This is a genomic window from Nocardiopsis flavescens (genome assembly GCF_900141985.1).
In the GTDB taxonomy this organism is placed as follows: Bacteria; Actinomycetota; Actinomycetes; order Streptosporangiales; family Streptosporangiaceae; genus Nocardiopsis; species Nocardiopsis flavescens.
Map to the genome: position 1 here is coordinate 34234 of NZ_FQZK01000026.1, position 23293 is coordinate 57526.

Consider the following 23293-nt stretch of genomic DNA (forward strand, 5'->3'; position numbering starts at 1 on the left):
GTCACCACAAGGCAATCGCCCGGGGGCGGTGCGGCGTGAGCGCCGAATGCGGGCAGGGGTGACGACAAATGTTGTCGATCCGCTCCGGGAGGGGGCCGGACGGGGCTCCGACGCCTACGGTGGGGGCATGAGCGACCACACGGGTAGCCCGGCCCCGTCATCACCGCGGCCCTGGGACCCTCCGGGGGACGGGGCGGGCGGCCGGTCCGCTGCCCCGCGGCCGGCGACCGCGCTCCTCGTGTGCGTCCTCGCGGTGGTCGCCGCGGCCAACGGCGTCTTCTGCCTGGTCGTCATCGAGGACGCCGACGTGGCGGCGGTCCTGGCCGGAGCGGTGGCGATGGCGGCGGCCTCGGCGGTGCTGGTGCCCCTGGGCCCCCGCTTCCCGGGCGCCGTGGCCGTGGCCGTCGTCCTCGCGGCGGCCCTGCCGTACCTGGTCGACTCCGACTGGCGGGAGCTGGCCCTGGCCGGCGGGCTGGTCTGGCCGGTGCTCGCCCTGGCGTGGTCCGCGGCCAACCTCGTCCGCCGGGCGCGCGGGCCGCGCGGCGCGGCGGCCGGGGCGGTCGCGTTCGCGGGCTACGCGGTGTTCGTCGCCGTCGTCCGCGGGGCGGAGGGCCCCGCGCTGGTGGAGGCGCTCAACGCCTCCGCCCCCGTGCTGGGCGGTGCCGCCCTGGCGCTGTACGGGCGGTTGGCGCAGGCCCGCGCGGAGCGGGCCCGCCAAGAGGAGCGGGAGCGGGCGCTGCTGGCCGAGCGCGCGCGGATCGACGAGCGCCGCCGCCTGGCCCGGGAGATGCACGACGTCGTCTCGCACCAGGTCAGCCTGATCGTGCTCCAGGCGGGGGCCCTGGCCTCCACGTCCGCCGACCCCGGGGTCCGCGAGATCGCCGACCGCATCAGGGCGGCGGGCGGCCGGGCCGTGGACGAGCTGCGCGAGATGGTCGGGGTGCTCAACGACCCGTCCTCGGTGCGCCCGGACCCCCCGGAGTCCTTCGGGCCGGCCGCCGACGTCCCCGACCCCCTGGGCCCGGTGGCCGAGGCCGGGGACGCCGGCCAGCGGGTGGAGCTGACCGTGCGCGGCGACCTCGCCGGCCTCCCGCCGCACGTGGCGCGGGCCCTGCACCGGGTGGTCCAGGAGAGCCTGACCAACGCGCGCAAGCACGCCCCGGGCGCGGCGGTCGGGCTCACGGTGGCCCGCAACCCCGACGCCGTGCTGGTGGAGGCCGTCAACCCGGTGGACGACGGCCTCTCCGGCCCCCTCATCGAGGGGACCGGGACCGGGCTGGAGGGGTTGCGCCACCGGGTGGAGATGCTGGACGGCTCCCTGCGGGCGGGCCGGGAGGGCGACGGGTTCCGGGTGGCGGCCGTCGTCCCGCTGCCGGGCGGGCCGGACGGGCCGGACACGGGTACGGGGACGGGGGGACGGCGGTGATCGACGTGGTGCTCGTGGACGACGAGCCGATGGTCCGGGAGCACCTGGGGGTCATCCTGGGCGCGGCCGAGGGGCTGCGCGTGGTGGGCGAGGCGGGCGACGGGGCCGAGGCGGTGGAGGCGGTGCTCCGGCACCGCCCGCGTGTGGTGCTGATGGACCTGCGGATGCCCGGGGTGGACGGGATCGCGGCCACGGAGCGGATCGCCGCGCTGCCCGACCCGCCGGTGGTGGTCGCGCTGACCACGTTCGCCGACGACTCGCACGTGGCGCGCGCGCTGGAGGCGGGCGCGGCGGGGTTCCTGGTGAAGTCCACCCCCATGGAGGAGCTGGTGGGCCTGGTCCGGGTGGCGGCGGGCGGGCACGCGGTGCTGTCCCGGGAGGTCGCGGGCGGGTTCGCCGTCCGGGCGGGGGCGTCGGCGCGCGCCCGGGAGCGGGTCGCGGGGCTGAGCCCCCGGGACCGCGACATCCTGGGGTGCCTGGCGGAGGGGATGACCAACGCGGAGATCGGGGCGCGGCTGTTCCTGGCGGAGACGACGGTGCGCGGGTACGTGTCGCGGCTGCTCACCCGGCTCGACCTCGACAACCGCACCCGGGCCGGGCTCCTGGCCAGGGAGGCGGGGCTGCGCGCTCCGGAGCGGCCGTCCCGGTGACGGCCGCGGGCGCGGCTCAGGCCGGGACCGCCTCCCCGTCCCCGTTCCCGTCGTCGGCGTCGTCATCGTCGTCGTCGGGGAAGTCCGAGACGTCGAGCAGGCGCAGCGCGGTCTCGACGCCCGTCCCGCGCAGGATCAGCCGCGGCGAGGCCAGGTCGCCGAACATGCCGTCCACGGGGTGCGAGACCAGCAGGGACAGGGCGGTGCCGTACTTGGCCATGGACAGTGCGCCGGGGAGGAACACCGACACCTCCTCGCGGGGCTCGAAGTCCCGCACCTCGGCGCTCGCGTCGACCGGGCCGGCCGGGAGGCCGTCGACGGGGAGCGCGACCCGCCACAGCGGGCCCTGCTCCGAGCGGAACCGCTCCCGCTCCCGCGCGGTCTCCCGGGCCATGGACGCCCAGGCCGGTCCGGCGACCCGGGCGCCCCGCGCCCGCGCCAGGGCGGTGAGCTCGTCCGCGGTGGCGGTGACGGCCGCCATGGTCGGGCCCCAGACGTCGTCCTCCGGTCCCGCGGCGGGGCCGGAGGGGTCGGGGGCGAGCGCGGTCAGGACCGTGGCGCCGGGGACGGCGCTCCGCCGCACCTCGGGGCGCGCGACCAGGAGTTCGCGGGCGGTGGCGACGGCGTCGTCCTCGGCCGCGCGCTTCAGCAGCAGCTCCCCGACGTGCTCCTCCAGCAGGCCGGCGGCGGCGTCGGGTTCGTCCAGCGCCCGCCGCACGAGCTTGACGCTCATCCCGGTACCGCGCAGGGCCATGACGGTCATGGCGGTTTCGAGCTGGGCGAAGTCGTAGCCGCGGTACCCGGTCTGCTCATCGACCTCGGCGGGGACGAGCAGGCCTTCGGCGTGGTAGAAGCGGAGCGTCTGCGGCGAGAGGCGGCACATCTCGCTGAAGTCCTTGATGGAGAGCATGGGACGAGTGTGGGCCCTGTGGTTACCAGAAGGTCAACCCCGAAGCCCGCACGCCCCCGTGTCCGCACGTCGGCCCGCGGACATACCGCCATACCGCCATGCCGCCGTACCGCCATGCGGACATGTCGACCCGGCGCGGTGCCGGCCCGCACCGCCCCCGCCGCGCGAAGCGCCGCGGGAGCGGACGTCCGGACCCGTGCGCGACCGCGCACGGGGGCGCGCCTACGCGGTGAGCCGGTCCAGGAACCCGTGCAGGTTCTCCTCCAGGCGCTTCACCTTCTCCTCGACGGTGAGGCTCTCCTCGAAACGGCCGCCCGGCTCGGGCCGCTTCATCCCCCGCACGTACAGCGAGCACGCGAAGTCCGAGCACATGTGCAGCCCGACCGTGTTCCCCTCGCGCCCGGCCTTCCCCGTGCGGGGCGCCACCATGAGCGCCACCCCCGGGCCCTGGCGGCTGGTCACGCACACCGAGCACAGCGCCCGCCGGGCGCCGTTCGCGCTCGCGGTGAGCCGCAGCGCCACGCCCACCGGCCCGTCGCCGCGTTCGACCACCAGGTAGGCCCGCTCGTGCGCGGTCGGGTCGCGCCAGCCCAGGAAGTCCAGGTCCTCCCACGGCCGGGAGTCGAGATCGCGTGGGACGGCGAGCCGCTTGGCCTCGCCCTTGGAGCAGTTGATGAACGAGCCGCGGATCTCGTTCTCCGTCACGGGGATCATTCCTGCGACGCTAACAGCGACCCTCCCGGCCGGGCAACGGCATTAGTCCCCGCTGGTCCTGGGGTCGCGCAGGGCCCCCATCGCCTCCATCAGGGTGCCGTGGACGTACTCCAGCTCCGGGCTCGCGAACGAGGCCCAGTCCTCACCGCCCTCCCCGTCACCGCCCTCCTCCCACGCCGCGTCCTCCTGCGGCGTGTGGCTGTACACCCACCACAGGTTCCCCTGTGGGTCGGCGAACCGGGAGAACACGTCGCCGTAGAACGGCGTCGCCTCGGTGACCACCCGCGCCCCGCGCGCCCTCGCCCGGAGCAGGGTCTCCTCCACGTCGTCCACGTACACGCGCAGCAGCGCGGGGGTGAAGGGCCAGCCGGGCTTGCGGTCCGCGACGGTGATGAGGGAGTCGCCCAGCCGCAGCTCCGCGTGCAGGACGAGGCCGTCGGTGTCCAGGGTGCGCGCCTCGGGCACGTTCCGTGCCCCGAACACGTCGACGATGAAGTCGATCAGCGCGGGAGCGCCGTCGGCCATGATGAACGGGTCAACGGTCGCGGACCCCTGCGGGGCCGCCGGTTTCGTACTCATGTGCCCATCCTGGCCCCCGGTCCGCGGCCGGGTCTTGAACATTCCCGCCAGGCCGCAGCGCCGAGGGGCGCTCCGCCCGCAGCGCCACCAGCGACCGGGTCAGGTGGGCCTGGTCGGAGTACCCCAGCTCGGCGGCCACGCGGCCGGGCGCCAGGCCGGCGCGCAGCGCGCGGGAGGCCTCGCGGGCCCGGACCACCTGGTCGATCCGTACCCGGGTGAGCCCCGTGACGGCCTTGATCCGCCGCTGGCGGCTGCGCTCGGACCAGCCGCCGGTGTCGCCGCCCAGCATCCGCCTGGTGTCGGCGTCCACACGCAGCGCCCCCCGGTCGGCCAGGGAGTGCACGAACGCGGTGAGCCGGTCGAACGCCGGAACGCGGTGCAGCCGCCCGGCCAGGGCGAACCGGTCCCCCGCGACGGCGAGCGGTACCAGGCTCCCGACCATCGCGGCCTTGTCGTACCCGGTGACCACGATGTCCGGCCGCAGCTCCACCCCCCAGTGCCGCTCCCCCGGGACCCCGGCGAGGGTGCGCGGCCCGGGCAGCGGCCCGGAGAGCTCGGCGCGGGTCGACCGGTCCGGACAGGCCGTGAACGCGATGCCCCAGTGCTCGGTCGCCGGGTCGGGATAGGACCCCGGCTCCGCCACCTCCGCGCACCAGACCGCGCTCACGAAGGGGTCGTCCCGGCGGTGCTCGATCGTGTACATCCGTCGAGCGTAGGTCAGGACCCCGAGCCCGGGCGGACGATCATGAGCACGACGACGGCCGCCCACACCAGGTTGTAGATCCCGCTCCACATGGACAGCCGGCCCAGCGCGGACTTCTCGCCGGGCTCGCGCAGGGCCTCCCGCTGGCGGGGGTGGATCTGCCAGGCGAGCAGGACGCCCGCGAGGGCCGTGAGGACCATCGCGACGTTGACCCAGATCTCGGCCATCCGGCCCTGGACCAGGGCGAGGACGATGCCCACCACCGGGACGACGATGCCGAAGAGCGCGTAGCCCCGGGTGATGCGGTGCAGGGCCAGTGCCGTGCCCCGGTTGCGCTCGCCGCCCGGCGCGGGGGCGCCGGCCGTGGCGGCGAGCGGGACGTAGCGGGGGAACAGGCTGGTGGCGACGGCCGAGCCGCCGACGAACACGATGCCCGCGACGACGTGGATCGAGAGCAGGAGGTCTTCCATGGGTGGCTCCTCGGTGCGAAACCTTCAGTGTGGCTGAAGCTTAGGGCATGCTTCAGCCATGCTGAAGGTGGGGTCCGGTCAGTCCCGGGGCGGCCGGGAGAAGGCCGCGCGGAACGCCGCGCCGATCTCGCGCTGGACGGGGTCCGCGTCCGGGCCGAACAGCTCCTCGTCGACCCGCGCGATCTCGCGGCCGGCGCGCTCCAGCAGCTCCCTGCCCCGCGGGGTGGCCTCGATGCTCGACGCCGCCCCCGGCCGGGCGGTGAGGTCGCGCACCAGGCCCGCGGCGGCCAGGGCCTTCACGCCCGTGTGCGCGCTCTGCACGGTGATCCCCGACATCCGGGCCAGGTCGCTGAACGAGACGCCGGGCACCCCCGCGATGTGGCCGAGCAGGCCCAGGCGGGCGACGGTGAGGTCGAGCGGGGCCAGGGCCGCGCCGAGCTCGTTCTCCACCGTGCGGGCCAGCGTCAGCACGAGGACGGAGGCGCTCAGGGCGGGCGGTCCGGGGCGGGTGTTCTCGGTGCTCACCGCTCCAGTCTCCCGCATCGCCGCGCCGGCCCGCCCCCTTGTCGGCAAGGGGACGGAGCGACCCGCCCGCCGGCGGTGGGCGGGCCCGGCGCGGTGTCAGGCGCCGGCGGCCACGCGCGGCAGGCCCGTCCCCATGCGGCGCGCGGTCAGGGCCAGCCCGGCGATGAGCGCCACCTCCCCCAGGTTGCCGACGGCCAGCGGGGCGGAGGGCAGGGCCGCGGCCAGGAACATCACCGCCGCGCCCGCGAGCATCCAGGGTTCGCGGCGGGACACCGCCAGGGCCAGGCCGACGCCGACCAGGACCAGGATGGCGGCGATGGAGGGGACCGGCGGGGACGGGTCGGCGGCGGAGTAGCGCAGGGCGTCGCCCTCGCTCCCGGCGACCAGGGAGAGCCCGGCCAGCTCGAAGACCACCCCGTAGGCGATGAGGAGGACGGCCGCTCCGGCGAAGACCGCCCCGGCCGCGCGGTGCCGGGCCCAGCCGAGCCCGGCGTCGCGGGCGGCCCCGTGGGCGAACACGACGAGCAGCGGCGTGACGAGCGCGTGCACGAAGAACCGGGGCAGGTTGAGCGCGTGCAGCAGCGGCCCCTCTCCGAGCGTGGAGCCCAGGGCGACGATCCCGTTGTCGTACACCAGGCCGGCCGCGACCAGGGCGGCGATCCAGACGAAGGGGGAGCGGCGGGTGAGCGCCAGACGGACCAGCCATGCGGTGAGGCACAGGTGGACGAGCGCGAAGACCGCGAAGACGAGGGAGACCATGCGCACCTTTCTCTCGTTTTTCGAGATATCTGTGCAAAGGCGATTCCCCCGTCCGGGCGTTCCAACCCCTCCCCGGCTTCCGGCCCGGCCAGGGGTTCCGCCGCCGTTCCGCCTGTTCGGCCGGTGTTCGGTGCCCGTGCGTCGCGCCCGCCGGGGGTGGCCGATTTCCTGTCGGTGCTCGTTCACTCACCGAACGTTCGGTCAGTACACAGTGTCTGAACTGGTTAAATCCGGACCTGGTGTTCAAAATGCCGTACGTCACATGGCATAGTGTCCTAGGGCTCGTGACCTATGTCTCGACACATCCGTCCTGTGTCGATTCGGCGCTCGCGCCGGGCGCGTCCCCACCGGAGTGACCGACCCCCGGTCGGCAGACATTACGGAGCAGCAATGGCAACATCCGACGCCACGGCCTCGGGATCGGCCCCCCTGGACGCCAGGGAGCGCCGCAAGGTCCTGGCCGGGACCATGGTCGGCACCACCATCGAGTGGTACGACTTCTTCATCTACGCACAGGCGGCCGGCCTGGTCCTGGCGCCCCTGTTCCTGGCGCCCCTGTCGGAGTCCAACGCCGGGCTCGCCCAGATCCTGTCGTTCGCGACCATCGGCATCTCCTTCCTGTTCCGCCCCCTGGGCGCCATCGTGGCGGGCCACCTCGGCGACAAGATCGGCCGCAAGAAGGTCCTCGTCGGCACGCTCGTCATGATGGGCGTCGCGACCTGCCTCATCGGCCTGCTGCCGACCTACGCCCAGATCGGCGTGGCCGCGCCCATCCTCCTCATCACCCTGCGGATCCTCCAGGGCTTCTCCGCCGGCGGGGAGTGGGGCGGCGCCGCCCTGATGTCCGTGGAGCACGCGCCGGTGAACAAGCGCGGCTTCTTCGGCGCCTACCCGCAGATCGGCGTCCCCTGCGGCATGATCCTGGCGACCTTCGTCGTCTGGCTCATCACCGTGGTCATCGGCCAGGACGCCTTCCTCGCCTGGGGCTGGCGCATCCCGTTCCTGCTGTCCTTCCTGCTGATCATCGTCGGCCACCTCATCCGCAAGTCCGTGGAGGAGTCCCCGGTCTTCAGGCTGATGCAGCAGCGCCGCGCCAAGTCCTCCGCCCCGCTGGGCACGCTGTTCCGCCACAACACCAGGGAGGTCGTGCTCTCCGCGCTGATCTTCCTCGCCAACAACGCGGCCGGTTACCTGGTCATCGCCTTCCTGGCGACCTACGCCTCGACCGCCCTGGAGATGGAGCGCGGGCCGGTCCTGCTGGCCACCACCCTGGCCTCCTTCGGCTGGCTCATCTCCACCCTGTACGGCGGCTGGGTCAGCGACCGCTGGGGCCGGGTGCGCACCTTCCAGATCGGCTACGTCCTGCTCGCCGCCTGGTCCCTGCCGATGTGGTTCCTCGTGGACACGGGCGACATCCTGCTGTACTTCGTCGGCGTCTTCGTCTTCTGCCTCACCCTGGGCCTGAGCTACGGTCCGCAGGCGGCGCTGTACGCCGAGATGTTCCCCGCCGAGGTCCGCTACTCCGGCGTCTCCATCGGCTACGCCCTGGGCGCGATCCTGGGCGGCGCCTTCGCACCGATGATCGCCCAGATGCTGCTGGAGAACACCAGCGGCTCCTGGAGCATCGGCGTCTACATCATCGTCGCCGCGGCGGTCTCCTTCCTGGGGGTCTCCCTGGTCAGGGAGAAGATGGGCGTCGACCTGCACGCCGGGGACGAGGGCGACGGGGTCCGCGAAACCTCCTGACACCCGTTCCTCCCGGGGGAGGCGCGGCGGTCCGCCGCCGCGCCTCCCCCGCGCCGCTCCCCTCCCCCGCCGGCCCCCTGGCCCGGGCGCCCCGCCGGCAATAGGGTCGGACCGACGGCCGTGGGAGCGCTCTCATCGCCGTTCACCACCGGCCCCCGTGCGAAAGGCGCCCGCCGTGTTCACCGACATGAGCTGGATGAACGAACCCCCGTCCTGGCGGGTCGAGGACGACGTCCTCACCGTCACCACCGGGGACCGCAAGGACTTCTGGCGGCACACCCACTACGGGTTCGTCCACGACGACGGCCACTTCCTGTCCGCCGAGGCCACCGGGGACTTCACCGCGCAGGTCACCTTCGACGGCGACTACCTGGAGCAGTACGACCAGGCCGGGCTGATGCTCCGCGCCGACGAGGAGAACTGGGTCAAGGCCGGCACCGAGTTCGTCCACGGCGGGCTCAACGTCAGCACCGTCGTCACCCGCGGGCACTCCGACTGGTCCGTGGCCTCCCTGCCCCGGACCGGCGGATCCTTCGCGCCGGTGACCATCCGCGCCATCCGCACCGGCGACACCGTCAACGTCCAGTACCTCGACGGCTGGGGCTCCTGGCGGCTGCTCCGCCTGGCGTACCTGCCGCTGGGCGAGACCTGCCGGGTGGGCGTCATGTGCTGCTCCCCGCAGCGGGAGGGGTTCCGCACCGTGTTCCGGGACTTCTCGGTGTCCCCGGAGATTCCCGGGGACGACCACGCCTGAGGTCCCGCCGGCGGCGCGGCCCGTCTCCACGGGGGTCGCCGCTCGCCGCGGGCAGGGCGGAGCCGGGATGCGGGTGCCCCACCCGGCCCGCGCCCGCGGAGACCGCGCCGCCGGCCGGGGCGCCCCCGCTCCGGCACCCGGGCCCGTCGGCCACCACCCGTGCGGCCTCCGTGCCGGGGCCGGCGCGGGGCGGTCACCGCACGCCACCGGTGTTTCACGTGAAACATCCGCGGTGACACGGCGGGACGGAGCCGGGTCGGCCCGGACCCGGTGGGGAACAATGTGCGGGACGGCTCCCCCAGGAAAGGCGCCACGGTGTACCACCTGCCCGGACTGCCCGCCGACCTGCCGCACCCCGAGGTCCTGTGGGCCCGGGTCGGGGCCTACGCGGCCGTCTGCGCCGCCCTCGGGCGGACCGACTGCGCTCCCGGGACCGCGGAGATCCGCTTCCGCCCGGCCCCGGGTACCGGTCTGCGCCTGGTCCGGGTGGCGGGAAGGCGGTTCCTCCTCCTCGGGCACGAGCCCGGCAGCGCCTTCGAGGCTTCCTGGACCAGACCCGTCGACCCCTTCGAGGGGGCGCCCGAGGCGCTCCCGTGGGACTGGATCGACGGGCTCCCCCGGCCCGACTTCGCCTACTGGTGGGAGGGGGCGTGGGCCCGTGCCGCCTACCCCGACGACCGGGCCGACGACGGCCTGGCCGCCACCGCCGGCTGGTGCGCCGACACGGAGGGCTTCACCCTGAGAACGGCCCGCGCCGTCCTGGGCGCCGACGGCGCCGCGGGAGCCGCGGGCGTCCGCGCGGCCGCGGCCGGCCTGGAGGCCCGCGCGCGGGCGCGCACCCTGGACGCCCGGGCGCTCGCCGCGGTCCTGGACCGGGCCGCCCCCGGCGCCGACCCTGCGGCCGGGCTGGGAGCGGCCCGCCGCCTCGGGCTCACCGGGGAGCGCGCTCCCCGGGAGAGGGGGCCGGGCGGGTCCGCCCCCGCCACCCGCCTCCCCGCCCTGGGCGGACACTCCCGGATGCTGCTGCTCGGGGACGCCATGCGCGCGGCCGCCGAGCTTCCCGGCCGCGGCGGCACCGTCACCGCCCTGGCCGCGGACGCCGTCCCGGACGGCCGGTCCGAGGAGGCCCTCGCCCGCGCCGCCGCCCTGGTCAGGGGTCACCTGCTCGGCGCCGCCGACCGCCGGGCGGTGGTCTACCGGGCGCCCCGCGAGTACGGCATCGACCCCGCGGACCGGGTCCCGGGCCTGCACGCGGAACTGGAGGGCCTGCGGCGGGACGAGGCGGCTGGCGGCGACCGGTGGCTCTTCGCCCGGCTGACCGTCACCCCCCGGGACGCCGCACTGGAACGCGCCTACGACCACTGGCCGGAGTGGGCGCCGGGCCCGGTGGACGGGGCGGTCCGGCGGCTGGGCTTTCGGCACGCCACCGGCGAGCCCGACGCCCCGGAGGGGCTGCGCGCCGAGATGGACCGCCGCTCCCCCGACCGCCGGCCCGGCTGGGCGGCCCTGCTGTCCGCCCGCGCCGCCGACCGCCCGCCCCCGCCGGGGGTGCCCGGGCGCCCCAGCGTGCCGCCGCTGCGGATCGGCCCGGAGCGCCGGGCCGCGCTGCTCGACGGGATCGCCGCCCGGATGCGCGGCCTCGCCGGGGACGCGGCGTGGTCGCGGCTGCGCCTGACCCACCGCGCCCTCGCCGGGTACGCGGGCGGCACCCTGACCGCCACGGGCCCCGGGGGCGAGCGCGTCCTCGCGCCGGACGCGGACCTGCGCGCCGCCCTGGAGGTGCTGCGCTCGGCCACCTACGTCGGAGGCCGGGGCGCCTGGTTCACGGTCGACATCGTCGTGGGGCCGGCCTCCGGCTGGCGGGTCTCCTACGACCGGGACGGCGAGCCCGCCTTCTCGCTGCCGCCGCGCGCCTTCGACTTCGCCCTGGACCTGCGGTACTTCCCCCGGGACCCGGTCAACGTCCCGTCCTGGCTGGCCGAGCGGCTGCGCACCGCCCGTGCCTGACCCGCCCGCGGGTCGCGCACCCCGGAAGGACCGCGCCGGGTCCCGGAGCCCCGGGACACCGGGGCCGGCGCGAACGCCGCCGGGGGCCGGCCGGGAGAGGTCACCGAGGGTGGCGGCCACCTGTCCACCCCGGAGCGTGCTCCGGGTCACATATCTGGACGATCGGTGACATAAGCCCCGGTCGACGGTGACGTTTTCTCGACTTCGCCGCGCCTATGGCGAACAGATGGCAACAAACCGCACCATATGTCTGTACACGTCAGCTTCGACACACGTGGCGTCTCGACATCTCGACATATGGAGGCAGAGGCATGGCCGACGACCGGGACCTGCTCCCCTCCGAGCAGCCGGTGCAGCTGCTCGACGCGTCGGGGAGGCCGGTCGACGACCCGGACCTGCCCTTCCCCGACAACGGGCGCCTCCTCGCCGCGTACACCGCCCTCGTGGTCGGCCGCCGCGTCAACGACCAGGCCGGCGCCCTGGTCCGCCAGGGCCGCCTCGCGGTGTACCCCTCCTCGCACGGGCAGGAGGCCTGCCAGGTCGCGGCCTCGCTCGTCCTGGGCGAGAACGACTGGCTCTTCCCCACCTACCGGGACACCGTTGCCGTCATCACCCGCGGCGTCGACCCCGTCGAGGTGCTCACCCTCCTCAAGGGGGACTGGCACGCCGGGTACGACCCCTACGCGCACAGGGTCGCCCCGCAGGCCACCCCGCTCGCCACCCAGCTGCTGCACGCCGTCGGCGTCGCCCACGCCGCCCGCCTGCGCGGCGAGGACACCGTGGTCATGGCCCTGTGCGGCGACGGCGCCACCAGCGAGGGCGACTTCCACGAGGCGCTCAACTTCGCCGCCGTCCTCAAGGCTCCCGTCGTGTTCTTCATCCAGAACAACGAGTACGCCATCTCGGTCCCCCTCGCCCGGCAGACCGCCGCGCCCTCCCTGGCCCACAAGGGCATCGGCTACGGGGTCAACGGCGAGCGCGTCGACGGCAACGACACCCCCGCCGTGCTGGCCGTGCTGGAGCGCGCCGTCGGGGCCGCCCGCTCCGGCGGGGGCCCGCAGCTGGTCGAGGCGCACACCTACCGGATGCAGGCGCACACCAACGCCGACGACGACACCCGGTACCGCAGCAGCGACGAGGTCGACCCGTGGGTCTCCCGCGACCCGCTGGTGCGCCTGGAGGCCCTGCTCAAGCGCAAGCGCGTGCTCACCAGGGCGCGCCGGGAGGAGATCACCGGGCGGGCCGAGGCCGTCGCCGCCGCCATGCGCGAGGGCATCTCCCGCGACACCGACCCCCATCCCTCGGAACTGTTCGCGCACCTGTACGCCGAGCCCACCCCGCAGCTGAGGGAGCAGGCCGCCGTCCTGGCCGACGAACTCAGCAGAGAGAGCGACTGACCCATGGCGACCGACCCCACCAAGCTCACCATGGCCCAGGCCCTCAACCGGGCGCTGCGCGACGCCATGGCCCAGGACGGCACCGTGTACGTCTTCGGCGAGGACGTCGGCCCCCTCGGCGGCGTCTTCCGCATCACCGACGGCCTCACCGCCGAGTTCGGCGAGGACCGCTGCTTCGACACCCCGCTCGCGGAGTCCGGCATCGCCGGGCTGGCCGTGGGCATGGCGATGAACGGGATGCGCCCCGTCATCGAGATGCAGTTCGACGCGTTCGCCTACCCGGCGTTCGAGCAGGTCGTCAGCCACATCGCCAAGCTGCGCAACCGCACCCGCGGCCGGGTCTCCATGCCCATCGTCATCCGGGTCCCCTACGCGGGCGGCATCGGCGGGGTCGAGCACCACTGCGACTCCTCCGAGGCGTACTACGCGCACACCCCCGGCCTGAAGGTCGTCACCCCGGCCACCCCCGCCGACGCCTACCACCTGCTGCGCGAGGCGATCGCCTCCGACGACCCCGTCGTGTTCATGGAGCCCAAGAAGCTCTACTGGGCCAAGGAGGAGTTCGACCCGGCGGCGCCGCGCCCCGGCATCGGCACCGCCGTGGTGCGCCGCCCCGGCACCGACGCCACCCTCATCGCGTACGGGCCGTCCGTGCCCACCGCGCTGGAGGCCGCCGAGGCCGCGGCCCAGGAGGGCCGCAGCCTCCAGGTGGTGGACGTGCGCTCCATCGTCCCCTTCGACGACGAGACCGTGTGCGCCGCGGTGCGCTCGACCGGCCGGGCCGTCGTGGTCGCCGAGGCCAGCGGGTTCGCCAGCGTCGCCTCGGAGATCGCCGCCCGGGTCACCGAGCGCTGCTTCCACTCCCTGGCCGCCCCGGTCCGCCGGGTCACCGGGTTCGACATCCCGTTCCCGCCGCCCAAGCTGGAGCGCCACCAGCTCCCGAGCGTCGACCGCGTCCTCGACGCGGTGGACGACCTTCAGTGGGAGGACGACCAGTGACGATCCACACCTTCGAACTGCCCGACCTGGGCGAGGGCCTCACCGAGGCCGAGGTGGTCACGTGGCTGGTGGCGGTGGGCGACACCGTCGCCGTCGACCAGCCGATCGCCGAGGTGGAGACCGCCAAGTCGATCGTGGAGGTGCCCACCCCCTACGGCGGGGTGGTGCACGAGCTGCACGGCGCCGAGGGCGAGGTGCTGGCCGTGGGCGGCCCGCTGATCAGCGTGGCCGACGGGACGGCGGAGCCGGCCGCGCCCGCGGCGCCGGAGAAGCCCGCCGGGCCGTCCGCCGACGGCGAGCGGTACCGCGAGGAGGAGCGCGCGGGCACCGGCTCGGGCAACGTCCTCATCGGCTACGGGACCCCGGAGGCCGGGACGCGGGGGCGCCGCCGCCGTCCGCGCGGTACCGCCGCGGTTCCGGTGCCCGCGGCCGTTCCGGTGCCCGCGGCCCCGGCCGCCCGCCGGGTCCCGCTGGTGACATCGCCGCTGGTGCGCCGGCTCGCCCGCGAGGCGGGGCTGCGCGTCGCCGACGTCGAGGGCAGCGGTGCGGACGGGCTCATCACCCGGCGCGACGTGCTCGCCGCCATCGGGGCCGCCGCGCCCGCACGGGAGCCCGCCCCGGACGCGGCGCCGCCCGCGGCGCCGGCCCCGGCGGGGACCGTCGACCCGCGCACCGGGCTGGCCGAGTCCAGCCGGATCCCCATGAGCGGGTTCCGCAGGAGCGTCGCCGCCGCGCTCTCGCGCAGCCGCAGCGAGATCCCCGAGGCCACCGTGTGGGTCGACGTCGACGCCACCGAGCTGGTGCGCCTGCGCGCCGCCCACCCCCGGGGCCCGGGGCTGCTCTCCTACGTCGCCCGGTTCACCGTGGCGGGCCTGCGCGCCCACCCCGAGCTCAACGGGCTGGTGGACGCCGACCGCGGCGAGCTGGTCCAGTACGACGGGGTCAACCTCGGCCTGGCCGTGCAGACCGACCGCGGCCTGGTCGCCCCGGCCGTGCTCGGCGCGCACCGGCTGACCACCGCCGAACTGGACGCCGAGATCAGGCGGCTCACCGCCGCCGCCCGCGAGGGCCGGGCGACCCCGGCCGAGATGACCGGCGGCACCTTCACCCTCAACAACTACGGTTCACTGCGGGTGGACGGGAGCGCCGCCATCATCAACCACCCGCAGGTGGCCATCCTCGGCATCGGCCGGATCATCGACCGCCCGTGGGTGGTGGACGGCGAGCTGACCGTCCGCAAGGTCACCCAGCTGTCGTTCGCGTTCGACCACCGGGTGTGCGACGGCGGTGCGGCGGCAGGCTTCATGCGGGTCGTCGCCGACGCCATCGAGGACCCCGCCGCGGCCATCGCCCGCCTGTAGGCGGGGACCCGGCAGCGCCCCGGAGGGGAGATCCCTCCGGGGCGCCGCCGTGTCGACAAGGCGATCCGTCGCCGTGCCGCTTCGGCGCTATGCCTCCTCGTCGCCCTTGGCGACCAGGGTGAGCACGTCGTAGGTGGCGACGGCCTCGCCGTCCTGGTCGGTGACCACGGCGTCCCAGCGGACCTCGCCGTACTCCGCGTTGGTGCGCGGGGTGATCTGCTTGGCGGTCAGCGTCACCTTGATGACCGCGTCCTCCTTCACCGGGGTGAGGAAGCGCAGGTGGTCCACGCCGAAGTTGGCCAGCACCGGGCCCGGCGCCGGGTCCACGAACAGGCCCGCGGCCAGTGACACCACCAGGTACCCGTGGGCCACGATCCCGCCGAACAGCGGGTTCGCGGCGGCGGCCTCCTCGTCGGTGTGCGCGTAGAACGTGTCACCGGTGAACTCGGCGAAGTGGTCGATGTCGGCGCGGGTCACCGCGCGCTCCGCCGACTCGATGGTGTCGCCGATCCGCAGTTCCGCCAGGTTCTTGCGGAAGGGGTGCACGTTGCCCGTGGTGCGCCGGGACCCCGTGGTCCAGTGCCCGGTGACCGCGGTGAGCATGTCCGGCGAGCCCTGGATCGCGGTGCGCTGCATGTGGTGCTTGACGCCCCGCACACCGCCCAGCTCCTCGCCGCCGCCCGCGCGTCCCGGACCGCCGTGCACCAGCGCGGGCAGCGGGGAGCCGTGGCCGGTGGACTCCCCCGCGTCGTCCCGGTCCAGGACCAGGATGCGGCCGTGCCAGGGCGCGACGCCCAGCACGACCTCGCGGGCCACGTCGGGGTCGTGGGTGACCAGCGAGCCCACCAGGGAGCCCCGCCCCCGGGCGGCCAGCTCGACGGCCTCGGCCACCGAGCCGTAGGTGATGACGGTGCTGACCGGGCCGAACGCCTCGACCTCGTGCGGTTCCCGGGCGCCCGGCTCGGCCCGCAGCAGGATCGGGGACAGGAACGCGCCGGACTCCGCGTCGGCGCCCACCACCTCCACCCGGTCGGGGTCGCCGTACACCAGCGCGCAGGAGGTGCGCAGGGTCTCGACCGCCTTGCGGACCTCGTCGCGCTGCGCCAGGGACACCAGGGCCCCCATCCGGGTGTCCGGGTGGTCGGCGGCGCCCACCACGACCTTGTCCAGGCGGGCGCGCAGGGCCTCGACCACGGTGTCGGCCATCGCCTCGGGGACGATGACGCGGCGGATCGCGGTGCACTTCTGCCCCGCCTTGACGGTCATCTCGGTGACGACCTGCTTGATGTACAGGTCGAACTCGGGGTCCTCGGCGGTGACGTCCGGGCCCAGGACGGAGCAGTTGAGCGAGTCGGCCTCGACGTTCAGCTGCGTCCCCCCGCCCACCACGTTGGGGTGGCCGCGCAGGAGGGCCCCGGTGGCGGCCGAGCCGGTGAACCCGACGATGTCCTGGGGCCCCAGGTCGTCGAGCAGCCCCCGGTGCCCGGCGACGAGCAGTTGCAGGGAGCCCTCGGGCAGGATGCCGGACTCGATCGTCCGGCGGACCACGGCCTCGGTGAGGTAGGCGGTCTGGGCGGCGGGCTTGACGATGCTGGGCAGTCCGGCCAGGAAGGCCGGGGCGAGCTTCTCCAGCATCCCCCACACCGGGAAGTTGAACGCGTTGATCTGCACCGCGACGCCCGGCCGCGAGGTGTAGACGTGCTGGCCGACGAAGGTGCCCCCGCGGCTCAGCCGCTCCAGGGGCCCGTCCAGGATGACCGTGGAGTTGGGCAGCTCGCGGCGGCCCTTGCTGGAGAAGCCGAAGAGGGTGCCGAAGCCGCCGTCGATGTCGACGGCGCTGTCGCGCCTCGTGGCGCCGGTCCGGTGGGAGAGCGCGTAGAACTCGTCCTTGTACCCCGTCAGGTGCTGGGCGAGGGACTTGAGCAGGTTCGCGCGCTGGTGGAAGGTGAGGGCGCGGATCGCGGGGCCGCCGACGCTCCGGGCGTAGTCGACCATGGCGGAGACGTCGGGGCCGTTCTGCGAAACGCGGGCGACGGTCTCGCCGGTGTTCGCGTCGGCGAGGGGCTCGCCCCCGTCGGCGGGGGTGAACCACGACCCCAGCGCGTAGCTCTCCAGTACTTCGGACACCTGACGGTCCTCTCCTCGGGCTTCGGGTCTTCCGGCACAGTATTACAGACCGATCGTTCAGTAAATAGGGCCCGCGGCGGCGCATCCGTCGCCACCTGCGTTTTCCCACCATGTGGACGTATGGAGACGCCGACGTGTCGACAATCCGGAGGTGCCCTGTAACAAAGGCCCCCCGGCGGACAGAAGAGGGGTGAGACCGGCGACCGAGAGGAGAGCGATGAGCGGCGATGACGCGGAGGACGTCGCGGGCGGAGTGTTCACCCGCTTCTTCACCAGGCATTACGACGAGGTGCGGCGCTACGCGCTGCGGCGGCTGGGACCGGACGCGGCCGACGACGTCGCGTCCGAGACCTTCTCCGTCGCCTGGCGCAGGTTCGACCGGGTGCCCCGGGACGAGCCGCTGCCCTGGCTGTACGGGGTGGCCCGCAACATCGTGCGCGCCAGGTTCCGGGAGATGAGGCGACACGGCGCCATGTCGACCCCGTTCCCGCGGGACGACCACCGCGAACCGGGCTCGCCGGACCCCACGGGGGCGGTGGCCGAGCGCGACAGCGCGCTGCGGGCCCTGTCCCGGCTCGGCGAGACCGACCGGGAGCTGATCATGCTCCTGGCCTGGGAGGGGCTGGAGGTCCGCGAGGCCGCCCGGGTGCTGGGCTGCACCACGGCCACCGCCCGGGTGCGCCTGTACCGGGCGCGGCGGCGGATCGAACGCCTCCTCGCCCCCCCTCCCCCGGACGGCGTCCCCCGCCCCGCGGCCTCCCCCCGGCCCCCCGCCCGCACCGCACTGAAGGAGAACCAGTGAAGGACACCGCGTTCCACGACGACGTCACCGCCGTCCGGCGCCTCCTCGCCGGACACGACCCGGCCGCCGCGCACCCCGGGAGCGCGGCCGTGCGTGAGCTGGCCCGGATCGAGGTCATCGCCTCCGGGAGCGGACGGGGCGGCCCCGGCCCGGCGCCGCGCCGCCGCCTCCTCCGCCCGGCCCTGATCGGTGTCGCCGCGGCGCTCACCGCGGTCGCGGTCGTCGTCCCCGTGTCGCTCCAGAGCGGGCGCCCGGCCCACGCGGGGCCGCCACCCGCCCCGCTGGACGTGCCCGTCGCCGAACGCACCGGGGGGCGGGAGCGCCTGCTCGCCCTGGCGGACGCCGCCGACTCGGCGGAGCCCCCCGCCCGCGCCGGCGACGTCGCCTACGTGCGGACCTCGGAGTGGACCTTCACCTACTCCCAGAACGCCGACGACGGCCGGGCCGGCTGGGGGATCGTCCCGGAGGAGCGCAGCGTGTGGCGGACCCCCCGCGAGTCGGGGGTGGAGCTGGCCGTCCCGGGCGAGCCGGAGCACCTCGGCGGCGACGAGGGACCGCTGGCCTTCCTCTTCAGCGACGGCACCGAGCGGTTCGAGTGGGGGGACGGCGAGGGGGGCGACGGGATGTTCTTCACCTGGGAGCCGGACGCGCTGTCGACCGACCCGGCGGAACTGGAGGAGCAGCTCGTCGCCGGTGCCGGACACGACGCGGGCACGCCGGAGGCGACCCTGTTCTACGCGCTGGAGAGCCTGTACACCGAGGCGCCCGTCGACCCGCGGGTGCAGGCGTCCGTGCTGCGCGTGCTGGCCGGGCACGAGGGCGTCCTCTACGCGGGGCCGTCCGAGGACCGCCACGGGCGCGAGGGCGAGCTGTTCCTGGTGGAGGAGCGGGCCGGGGAGACCCTGGAGCGCCGGATCATGTTCGACGCCGACACGGGGATGCCGCTCTACCACGAGATCGTCATGGTGGAGTCCGACTACGAGCAGCCGGACGGGGTGGAGCCGCCCGTGGTCTACCACTACGCGGTGATCGCGGACACGGCCTGGGTGGCGGAGGTCGAGGACCGCCCCTGAGCGGGTGCGCCGGGTCCGCCCGCCGGCCGCGGGCGGACCCGGCGCGGCCTCAGCGCTGGGCCAGGGCGATGACCTCGGCGCCCGGCAGGGCGGCCACCAGCTTGCCCGGCACCCACAGCTTGGACCGGCGCAGCCCGCTGCCCACCACCACGTGGGGGGTGGCGGCCACGGCCTCGTCCACGAGGACCGGCCACCCCCGCGGCAGCCCGAACGGGGTGATCCCCCCGTACTCCATGCCGGTCAGCCCGGTGGCCTCGGCCATCGGGGCGAACGACGCCTTGCGCGCGCCCAGGTGGCGGCGGACGACGCCGTTGACGTCGGCCCGGTCGGTGGCCAGCACCAGGCACGCCGCGTAGGTGGTCTCGCCGCCGCGCTTGGCGGCCACCACGACGCAGTTCGCGCTTGTCTCCGGATTCATCCCGTAATGGGCGCAGAAGGCGGCGGTGTCCGCCAGCTCCGGGTCGATCGGCGCGACCCGCACCTCCGCGTGGCCCCGCACGGCCTCCCGGACCGGGGCGGCCGTCAGGTGTTCGTGCTCGCCTGCGTCCACCCAGTTCAACGCCACGGACATGGGCATGCTCCTCGCTCGGTGTTCCGGACCCCCAGGTTAGGCCGTGCCCGCCGCACCGCCCGCCCCCCGGGCGGGCACCCGGCGGACCCGGGCCCGTGAGCGGCCGGGGCGCCTGCCCGCCCCTCCCCGAGCGGCCGGGGCGCGGCTCGACGTCGTCCGGTACCCCGGCCGGCCCGGTCGAGGCCCCCGCGCTCCGCGACGCCGGCCCCGGGGGTCGGACCGCGGCCACAGGACCTCCGCCGGAGTGGCGGCCGGGCCGGACCCAGGACCCGGGCTCAGGAACGGCCGGAGTGGCGCCGCACGATCTCCAGGGCGAGGCCGGCCAGGCCGTCGGCGCGGTACCCGGGCCACCCGTGCACCGCCTCCACGTACCCCGCCGGGATGCCGGACGCGCCCCACCGGGCCCCGGCCAGCGCCCCGGCGATCGCCGCGACGGTGTCGGTGTCGTTGCCCGCCCGCACCGCCGCGTGCACGGCGGCCACGTACCCCTCCGGGTGGCGGGTGAGGGCCGACCACGCCGCCTGGAGCGCGCTCACCACGAACCCGTTGTTCGCGAACGTGTGCGGCGCCGCGGCCTCGGCCTCGTCCAGCCACGCCAGCCAGCGCTCCCGCGCGTCCCGGGGCAGCAGCTCCACCCCGCCGCGGACCCCGTCCAGGGTGCCCTCCAGCACGGCCCGGCGCACCCCCTCGCACCACAGCACACAGGCCTGCGACGCCAGCGGGTCCCCGTGGGTCAGGCCGCTGTAGGCGTCGGCCGCGCGGGCCAGCCCCTCGGGGTCCTCCAGGTACGCCAGGGCCAGCGGCCCGGTGCGCATCAGCGACCCGTTGCCCGCGCTGGGCACGTCCTGCGCGAAGAGGCCCCCGGCGAACTCCGCCATCACCCCGGCCACCCCGGGGCGGCGGAAGGCGTGCCCGGCTCCGCGCATGACCGTGCGGGTCTGGTTGCCGATGTCGGTCGCACCGCCGTTCGCCCAGTCCAGGAACGCGTCGGCGGTCGCGTCCAGGGACTCCGCGGACAGCGGGTCGCCGTGGTCGCGCAGCGCGCGGGCGATGCACACCGCCATCTGGGTGTCGTCGGAGTACTCGCCCGGCGCGTACGGGCCCAGCCCGCCGCCGATCATCTCCGGCACCCGGCGCTCGGACAGGGTGGGCCCGAACTCGTAGGGCACGCCCAGGGCGTCGCCGCAGGCGCCGCCCAGGAGTACGCCGACGGCGCGGTCCTCGATGCTTCCGGTCGACGGGGTCTGCACGGCTGCCTCGCACTTTCCAGGGGACGGGGAACGGGCCGACACTACCGTTCCCGAGGCCTTCCGGGGAGGCCGTGTGAGCGAGCCGGCACGGTCCGATATCAGAGCCGAATTCCGGAATTTCGGCCCGTAGAATTCCGATTCATGGAGACCCCCACCCCCGATCCCCACTCCGGCGCGGTCCTGGACGGGCGCTACGTCCTGGACCGGCACCTGCGCAGTGACGCCTCGGGGAGCGCCTACGCGGCCCACGACCGCGTCACCGGGACCACCGTCGTGGCCACCGTCCTGCACCCCTGGCTGGTCGGCGACGCACCGGCCGTGCACGCCTTCCAGGGCAGGGCCCAGAACCTGGAGGCGGTCTCCCACCCGCGCCTGGCCCGCTTCCTCGACCACGGCCGGGACGGCGACCGGGTCTACGCCGTCAACGAGTACCTCCACGGCGAGACCCTCGGCGGCTCCCTGGACGGTGCCGGACCGCTCCGGGGCGCCCGCGAGGCGCTCGGCATCGTCGCCTCGGTCCTGGAGGCCCTCGACGCCGCCCACTCCCAGGGGATCGTGCACGGCTCCCTGACCCCCGACCGGGTCGTGGTCGCCGAGGACGGCGGGGCGGGCATCACCGGGTTCCCCCTCCTCTTCGACGCCGCCGAGGACGAGGCACCCGACACCCGCACCGACGTGCGCGCGGCGGGGCTGATCCTGCACGCGCTCCTCACCGGGGAGCGGGTCGGCGCCGACGAGGAGCGCCCGCTGCGCCCCTCGGCGCTGGTGGACTCCCTGCCGCCCGACCTGGACATGCTGGTCGCCAACGCGACCGACCCCAACCCGCGGTACCGGCCCCGCGACGCGGGCCAGTACCTCACCCTGGTCGAGCAGGTGATGCGGTCGCTGGCCCGGCCGCCGGAGGAGGGCGGGGCCGACGCCACCCGCCCCATCCCGCTCCCGGCCCCGAGCGCACCGTCCCGGCGGCGCCCCTCCCGGCGCCGCGCCCCCGTCCTGGTCCTCGCCGGCCTGCTGGCCGCCGCCGTGTTCACGGCCGGGTGGCTCCTGTTCCCCCGCGAGGCCGAGGCCACCCTGCCCGACCTGGCGGGGGCCACCGCCGAGGAGGCCGAAACCCGGCTGGGCGCCCTCGGCCTGGGCCTGGTGGTGCGCTTCCGGGACACCTACCACGACACCGTCGCGCCCGGCGGGGTCACGGGCAGCGAACCGGGCGCCGGGGCCGTGCTGTCCCAGGGCGACGAGGTCGTGCTGGGGCTGTCCGTGGGGCCGCGCAGCGCCCTGGTCCCCGACGTGGTCGGCGACACCGAGAACGAGGCCCGCGACCTGCTGCGCGAGGCGGGCTTCACGCGCATCGGGATCGTCCAGGAGCACTCCGCCGACCTGCTGCCCGGGACCGTCCTGGCCACCGAGCCCGCCACGGGCGAGGAGGGCGACCGCGAGGAGGAGGTGCTCCTGCGGGTCAGCGAGGGGGTCATCGTGCCCTCCCTGGACGGCATGACGGAGGAGGACGCCGTCGACGCCCTCACCCGGGTCGGCCTGACCGCGCTGGTGGTCGCGGAGCACCACGAGACCGTCGACGAGGGCGGCGTCAGCACCCAGGACCCCGAGCCGGGGTCGATCCTGCCCGAGGAGGGCGAGGTCACGCTGACCGTCTCGACCGGCCCGGACCCCGAGGAGGAAGAGGACGAGGAGCCCTCCGCGTCCCCCTCGGAGGAGGCCGACGACACCCGCGACGAGGAGACCGCCCACCAGGAGGGCGGGGGCGGCGACGGCGGCCACCACGGCGGGGGCGGAGGCGGCACTGCCGGAGGCGGTGGCGGCGGAGGCGGCGGCCACGACGACGATGACGATGACGACGGGGAAGAGGAGGTCTCCTGTTCCTCTCCCGCCTGGGCCCCCGGCACCACCTACCCGGAGGGGCAGTGGGTGAGCCACGACGGCCGCGAGTACGAGGCCCGCTGGTGGAACCGGGACTCCCCGCCCGCCCCCGGCGCGTTCTGGGGACCCTGGTCCGACCGCGGCCGCTGCTGACCCGGGCACCGGTGCCGTGCGGGCCCCGGGGGAGGGCGGAGCCTCCCCCGGGGCCCTCCGCGTCCGCGGCCCTGCCCGGGGCGGTCCGGGCAGGGCCGCGGCGCGCCCTACCGGAAGTCGTCGGCGCGGTCGCGCGCCCACTCCCCGAAGGCGAGCGCGGGACGCCCGAGCACCCGCTCGACGTCGGGTGAGACCTCCTCGGGCCGTCCGGTCAAGGACTCCCGGTACGTCAGCGCCGCCCCGGCGTACCCGGGCCCGCCGAACACGGCGGTGAGCTCCGCCGCCGCCTCGTCCCGCGGCTGCTCCTCCCAGTGCGTCGCCACCCCGTCCACCGCCTCCACCCCGGCGGCAGCCCGTGGTCGCTCCGGCGCACCAGGGCGCGCACGGGCACGCCCTCGGTGAGCAGCCCCGCCACCACGTACCGTCCCGTGTCGCCCGTCGC

Annotated in this window: 22 protein-coding genes; 11 read left to right on the plus strand and 11 right to left on the minus strand. The window is 75.4% G+C overall.

What is annotated here, in order from left to right; genetic code table 11:
• Positions 1-127: 127 nt before the first annotated feature.
• Both BUE45_RS27000 and BUE45_RS27005 read left to right on the plus strand, forming a co-directional pair.
• Complete coding sequence (locus tag BUE45_RS27000; protein ID WP_178378669.1) at positions 128-1426, plus strand: sensor histidine kinase; 1299 nt, start codon at positions 128-130, stop codon at positions 1424-1426.
• Positions 1423-2076 carry a response regulator transcription factor gene (locus BUE45_RS27005; RefSeq protein WP_073383484.1) on the plus strand — a complete coding sequence of 218 codons (654 nt, stop codon included), beginning with the start codon at positions 1423-1425 and terminating at the stop codon, positions 2074-2076. The genes BUE45_RS27000 and BUE45_RS27005 overlap by 4 nt, the downstream gene beginning before the upstream one ends.
• Before the next feature lie 16 nt (positions 2077-2092).
• Here BUE45_RS27005 and BUE45_RS27010 read toward each other — a convergent pair whose 3' ends face one another.
• The 7 genes from BUE45_RS27010 to BUE45_RS27040 form a co-directional block, all read right to left on the minus strand.
• On the minus strand, positions 2093-2986 hold the full coding sequence (locus tag BUE45_RS27010; RefSeq protein WP_073383488.1) for a MerR family transcriptional regulator: 894 nt from the start codon (positions 2984-2986) through the stop codon (positions 2093-2095).
• Between the two features lie 222 nt (positions 2987-3208).
• Complete coding sequence (locus BUE45_RS27015; RefSeq protein ID WP_073383491.1) at positions 3209-3700, minus strand: FBP domain-containing protein; 492 nt, start codon at positions 3698-3700, stop codon at positions 3209-3211.
• Positions 3701-3742: 42 nt separating this feature from the next.
• Positions 3743-4279, minus strand: coding sequence for a VOC family protein (locus BUE45_RS27020; RefSeq protein WP_073383493.1), 537 nt, complete (start codon positions 4277-4279; stop codon positions 3743-3745).
• Complete coding sequence (locus BUE45_RS27025; protein ID WP_073383496.1) at positions 4236-4982, minus strand: helix-turn-helix domain-containing protein; 747 nt, start codon at positions 4980-4982, stop codon at positions 4236-4238. Before BUE45_RS27025 ends, BUE45_RS27020 begins: the two co-directional genes overlap by 44 nt.
• 14 nt (positions 4983-4996) lie before the next feature.
• Positions 4997-5452 (minus strand): hypothetical protein, encoded by a 456-nt coding sequence (locus BUE45_RS27030; RefSeq protein ID WP_073383498.1) that lies wholly within the window; start codon positions 5450-5452, stop codon positions 4997-4999.
• A 78-nt stretch (positions 5453-5530) separates the two neighbouring features.
• Entirely contained in the window at positions 5531-5977 is a 447-nt protein-coding gene (locus tag BUE45_RS27035; RefSeq protein ID WP_073383501.1) for a MarR family winged helix-turn-helix transcriptional regulator, read from the minus strand.
• Between the two features lie 96 nt (positions 5978-6073).
• Entirely contained in the window at positions 6074-6736 is a 663-nt protein-coding gene (locus BUE45_RS27040; RefSeq protein ID WP_073383567.1) for a hypothetical protein, read from the minus strand.
• Between the two features lie 390 nt (positions 6737-7126).
• Between BUE45_RS27040 and BUE45_RS27045 the strand changes: the two genes are divergently transcribed.
• From BUE45_RS27045 to BUE45_RS27070, 6 genes are all read left to right on the plus strand, one after another.
• Complete coding sequence (locus tag BUE45_RS27045) at positions 7127-8482, plus strand: MFS transporter (protein WP_073383503.1); 1356 nt, start codon at positions 7127-7129, stop codon at positions 8480-8482.
• Positions 8483-8657: 175 nt separating this feature from the next.
• The gene (locus tag BUE45_RS27050) at positions 8658-9236 is read left to right on the plus strand and encodes a DUF1349 domain-containing protein (protein ID WP_218619594.1); all 579 of its coding nucleotides are present in this window, start codon (positions 8658-8660) and stop codon (positions 9234-9236) included.
• A 315-nt stretch (positions 9237-9551) separates the two neighbouring features.
• Positions 9552-11243: a hypothetical protein gene (locus BUE45_RS27055; RefSeq protein ID WP_073383506.1), complete on the plus strand. Its 1692-nt coding sequence runs from the start codon at positions 9552-9554 to the stop codon at positions 11241-11243.
• Between the two features lie 311 nt (positions 11244-11554).
• Positions 11555-12640 (plus strand): pyruvate dehydrogenase (acetyl-transferring) E1 component subunit alpha, encoded by a 1086-nt coding sequence (gene pdhA / locus BUE45_RS27060; RefSeq protein ID WP_073383508.1) that lies wholly within the window; start codon positions 11555-11557, stop codon positions 12638-12640.
• A gap of 3 nt (positions 12641-12643) precedes the next feature.
• Positions 12644-13639, plus strand: coding sequence for an alpha-ketoacid dehydrogenase subunit beta (locus tag BUE45_RS27065; protein WP_073383511.1), 996 nt, complete (start codon positions 12644-12646; stop codon positions 13637-13639).
• On the plus strand, positions 13636-15000 hold the full coding sequence (locus tag BUE45_RS27070; RefSeq protein WP_073383514.1) for a dihydrolipoamide acetyltransferase family protein: 1365 nt from the start codon (positions 13636-13638) through the stop codon (positions 14998-15000). Before BUE45_RS27065 ends, BUE45_RS27070 begins: the two co-directional genes overlap by 4 nt.
• An 87-nt stretch (positions 15001-15087) precedes the next feature.
• On the opposite strand, the gene paaZ is transcribed toward BUE45_RS27070, so the two are convergent.
• Positions 15088-17127 carry a phenylacetic acid degradation bifunctional protein PaaZ gene (paaZ, locus tag BUE45_RS27075; protein ID WP_073383516.1) on the minus strand — a complete coding sequence of 680 codons (2040 nt, stop codon included), beginning with the start codon at positions 17125-17127 and terminating at the stop codon, positions 15088-15090.
• Positions 17128-17344: 217 nt separating this feature from the next.
• Between paaZ and BUE45_RS27080 the strand changes: the two genes are divergently transcribed.
• Both BUE45_RS27080 and BUE45_RS27085 read left to right on the plus strand, forming a co-directional pair.
• Positions 17345-17929 carry an RNA polymerase sigma factor gene (locus tag BUE45_RS27080; RefSeq protein WP_073383519.1) on the plus strand — a complete coding sequence of 195 codons (585 nt, stop codon included), beginning with the start codon at positions 17345-17347 and terminating at the stop codon, positions 17927-17929.
• A complete protein-coding gene (locus tag BUE45_RS27085) occupies positions 17926-19002 on the plus strand; it encodes a CU044_5270 family protein (protein ID WP_073383521.1) in 1077 nt (358 codons plus the stop codon). Before BUE45_RS27080 ends, BUE45_RS27085 begins: the two co-directional genes overlap by 4 nt.
• Before the next feature lie 49 nt (positions 19003-19051).
• Here BUE45_RS27085 and BUE45_RS27090 read toward each other — a convergent pair whose 3' ends face one another.
• Both BUE45_RS27090 and BUE45_RS27095 read right to left on the minus strand, forming a co-directional pair.
• On the minus strand, positions 19052-19573 hold the full coding sequence (locus tag BUE45_RS27090) for a YbaK/EbsC family protein (protein ID WP_073383524.1): 522 nt from the start codon (positions 19571-19573) through the stop codon (positions 19052-19054).
• Positions 19574-19848: 275 nt separating this feature from the next.
• Complete coding sequence (locus BUE45_RS27095) at positions 19849-20823, minus strand: ADP-ribosylglycohydrolase family protein (protein ID WP_073383527.1); 975 nt, start codon at positions 20821-20823, stop codon at positions 19849-19851.
• 141 nt (positions 20824-20964) lie between these two features.
• Here BUE45_RS27095 and BUE45_RS27100 point away from each other — a divergent pair, with 141 nt between their 5' ends.
• On the plus strand, positions 20965-22851 hold the full coding sequence (locus tag BUE45_RS27100) for a PASTA domain-containing protein (RefSeq protein WP_073383529.1): 1887 nt from the start codon (positions 20965-20967) through the stop codon (positions 22849-22851).
• A gap of 107 nt (positions 22852-22958) precedes the next feature.
• Here the strand turns inward: BUE45_RS27100 and BUE45_RS33005 are convergent, their stop codons facing one another.
• Positions 22959-23174, minus strand: coding sequence for a hypothetical protein (locus tag BUE45_RS33005; RefSeq protein WP_218619597.1), 216 nt, complete (start codon positions 23172-23174; stop codon positions 22959-22961).
• Positions 23175-23293: the final 119 nt, after the last annotated feature.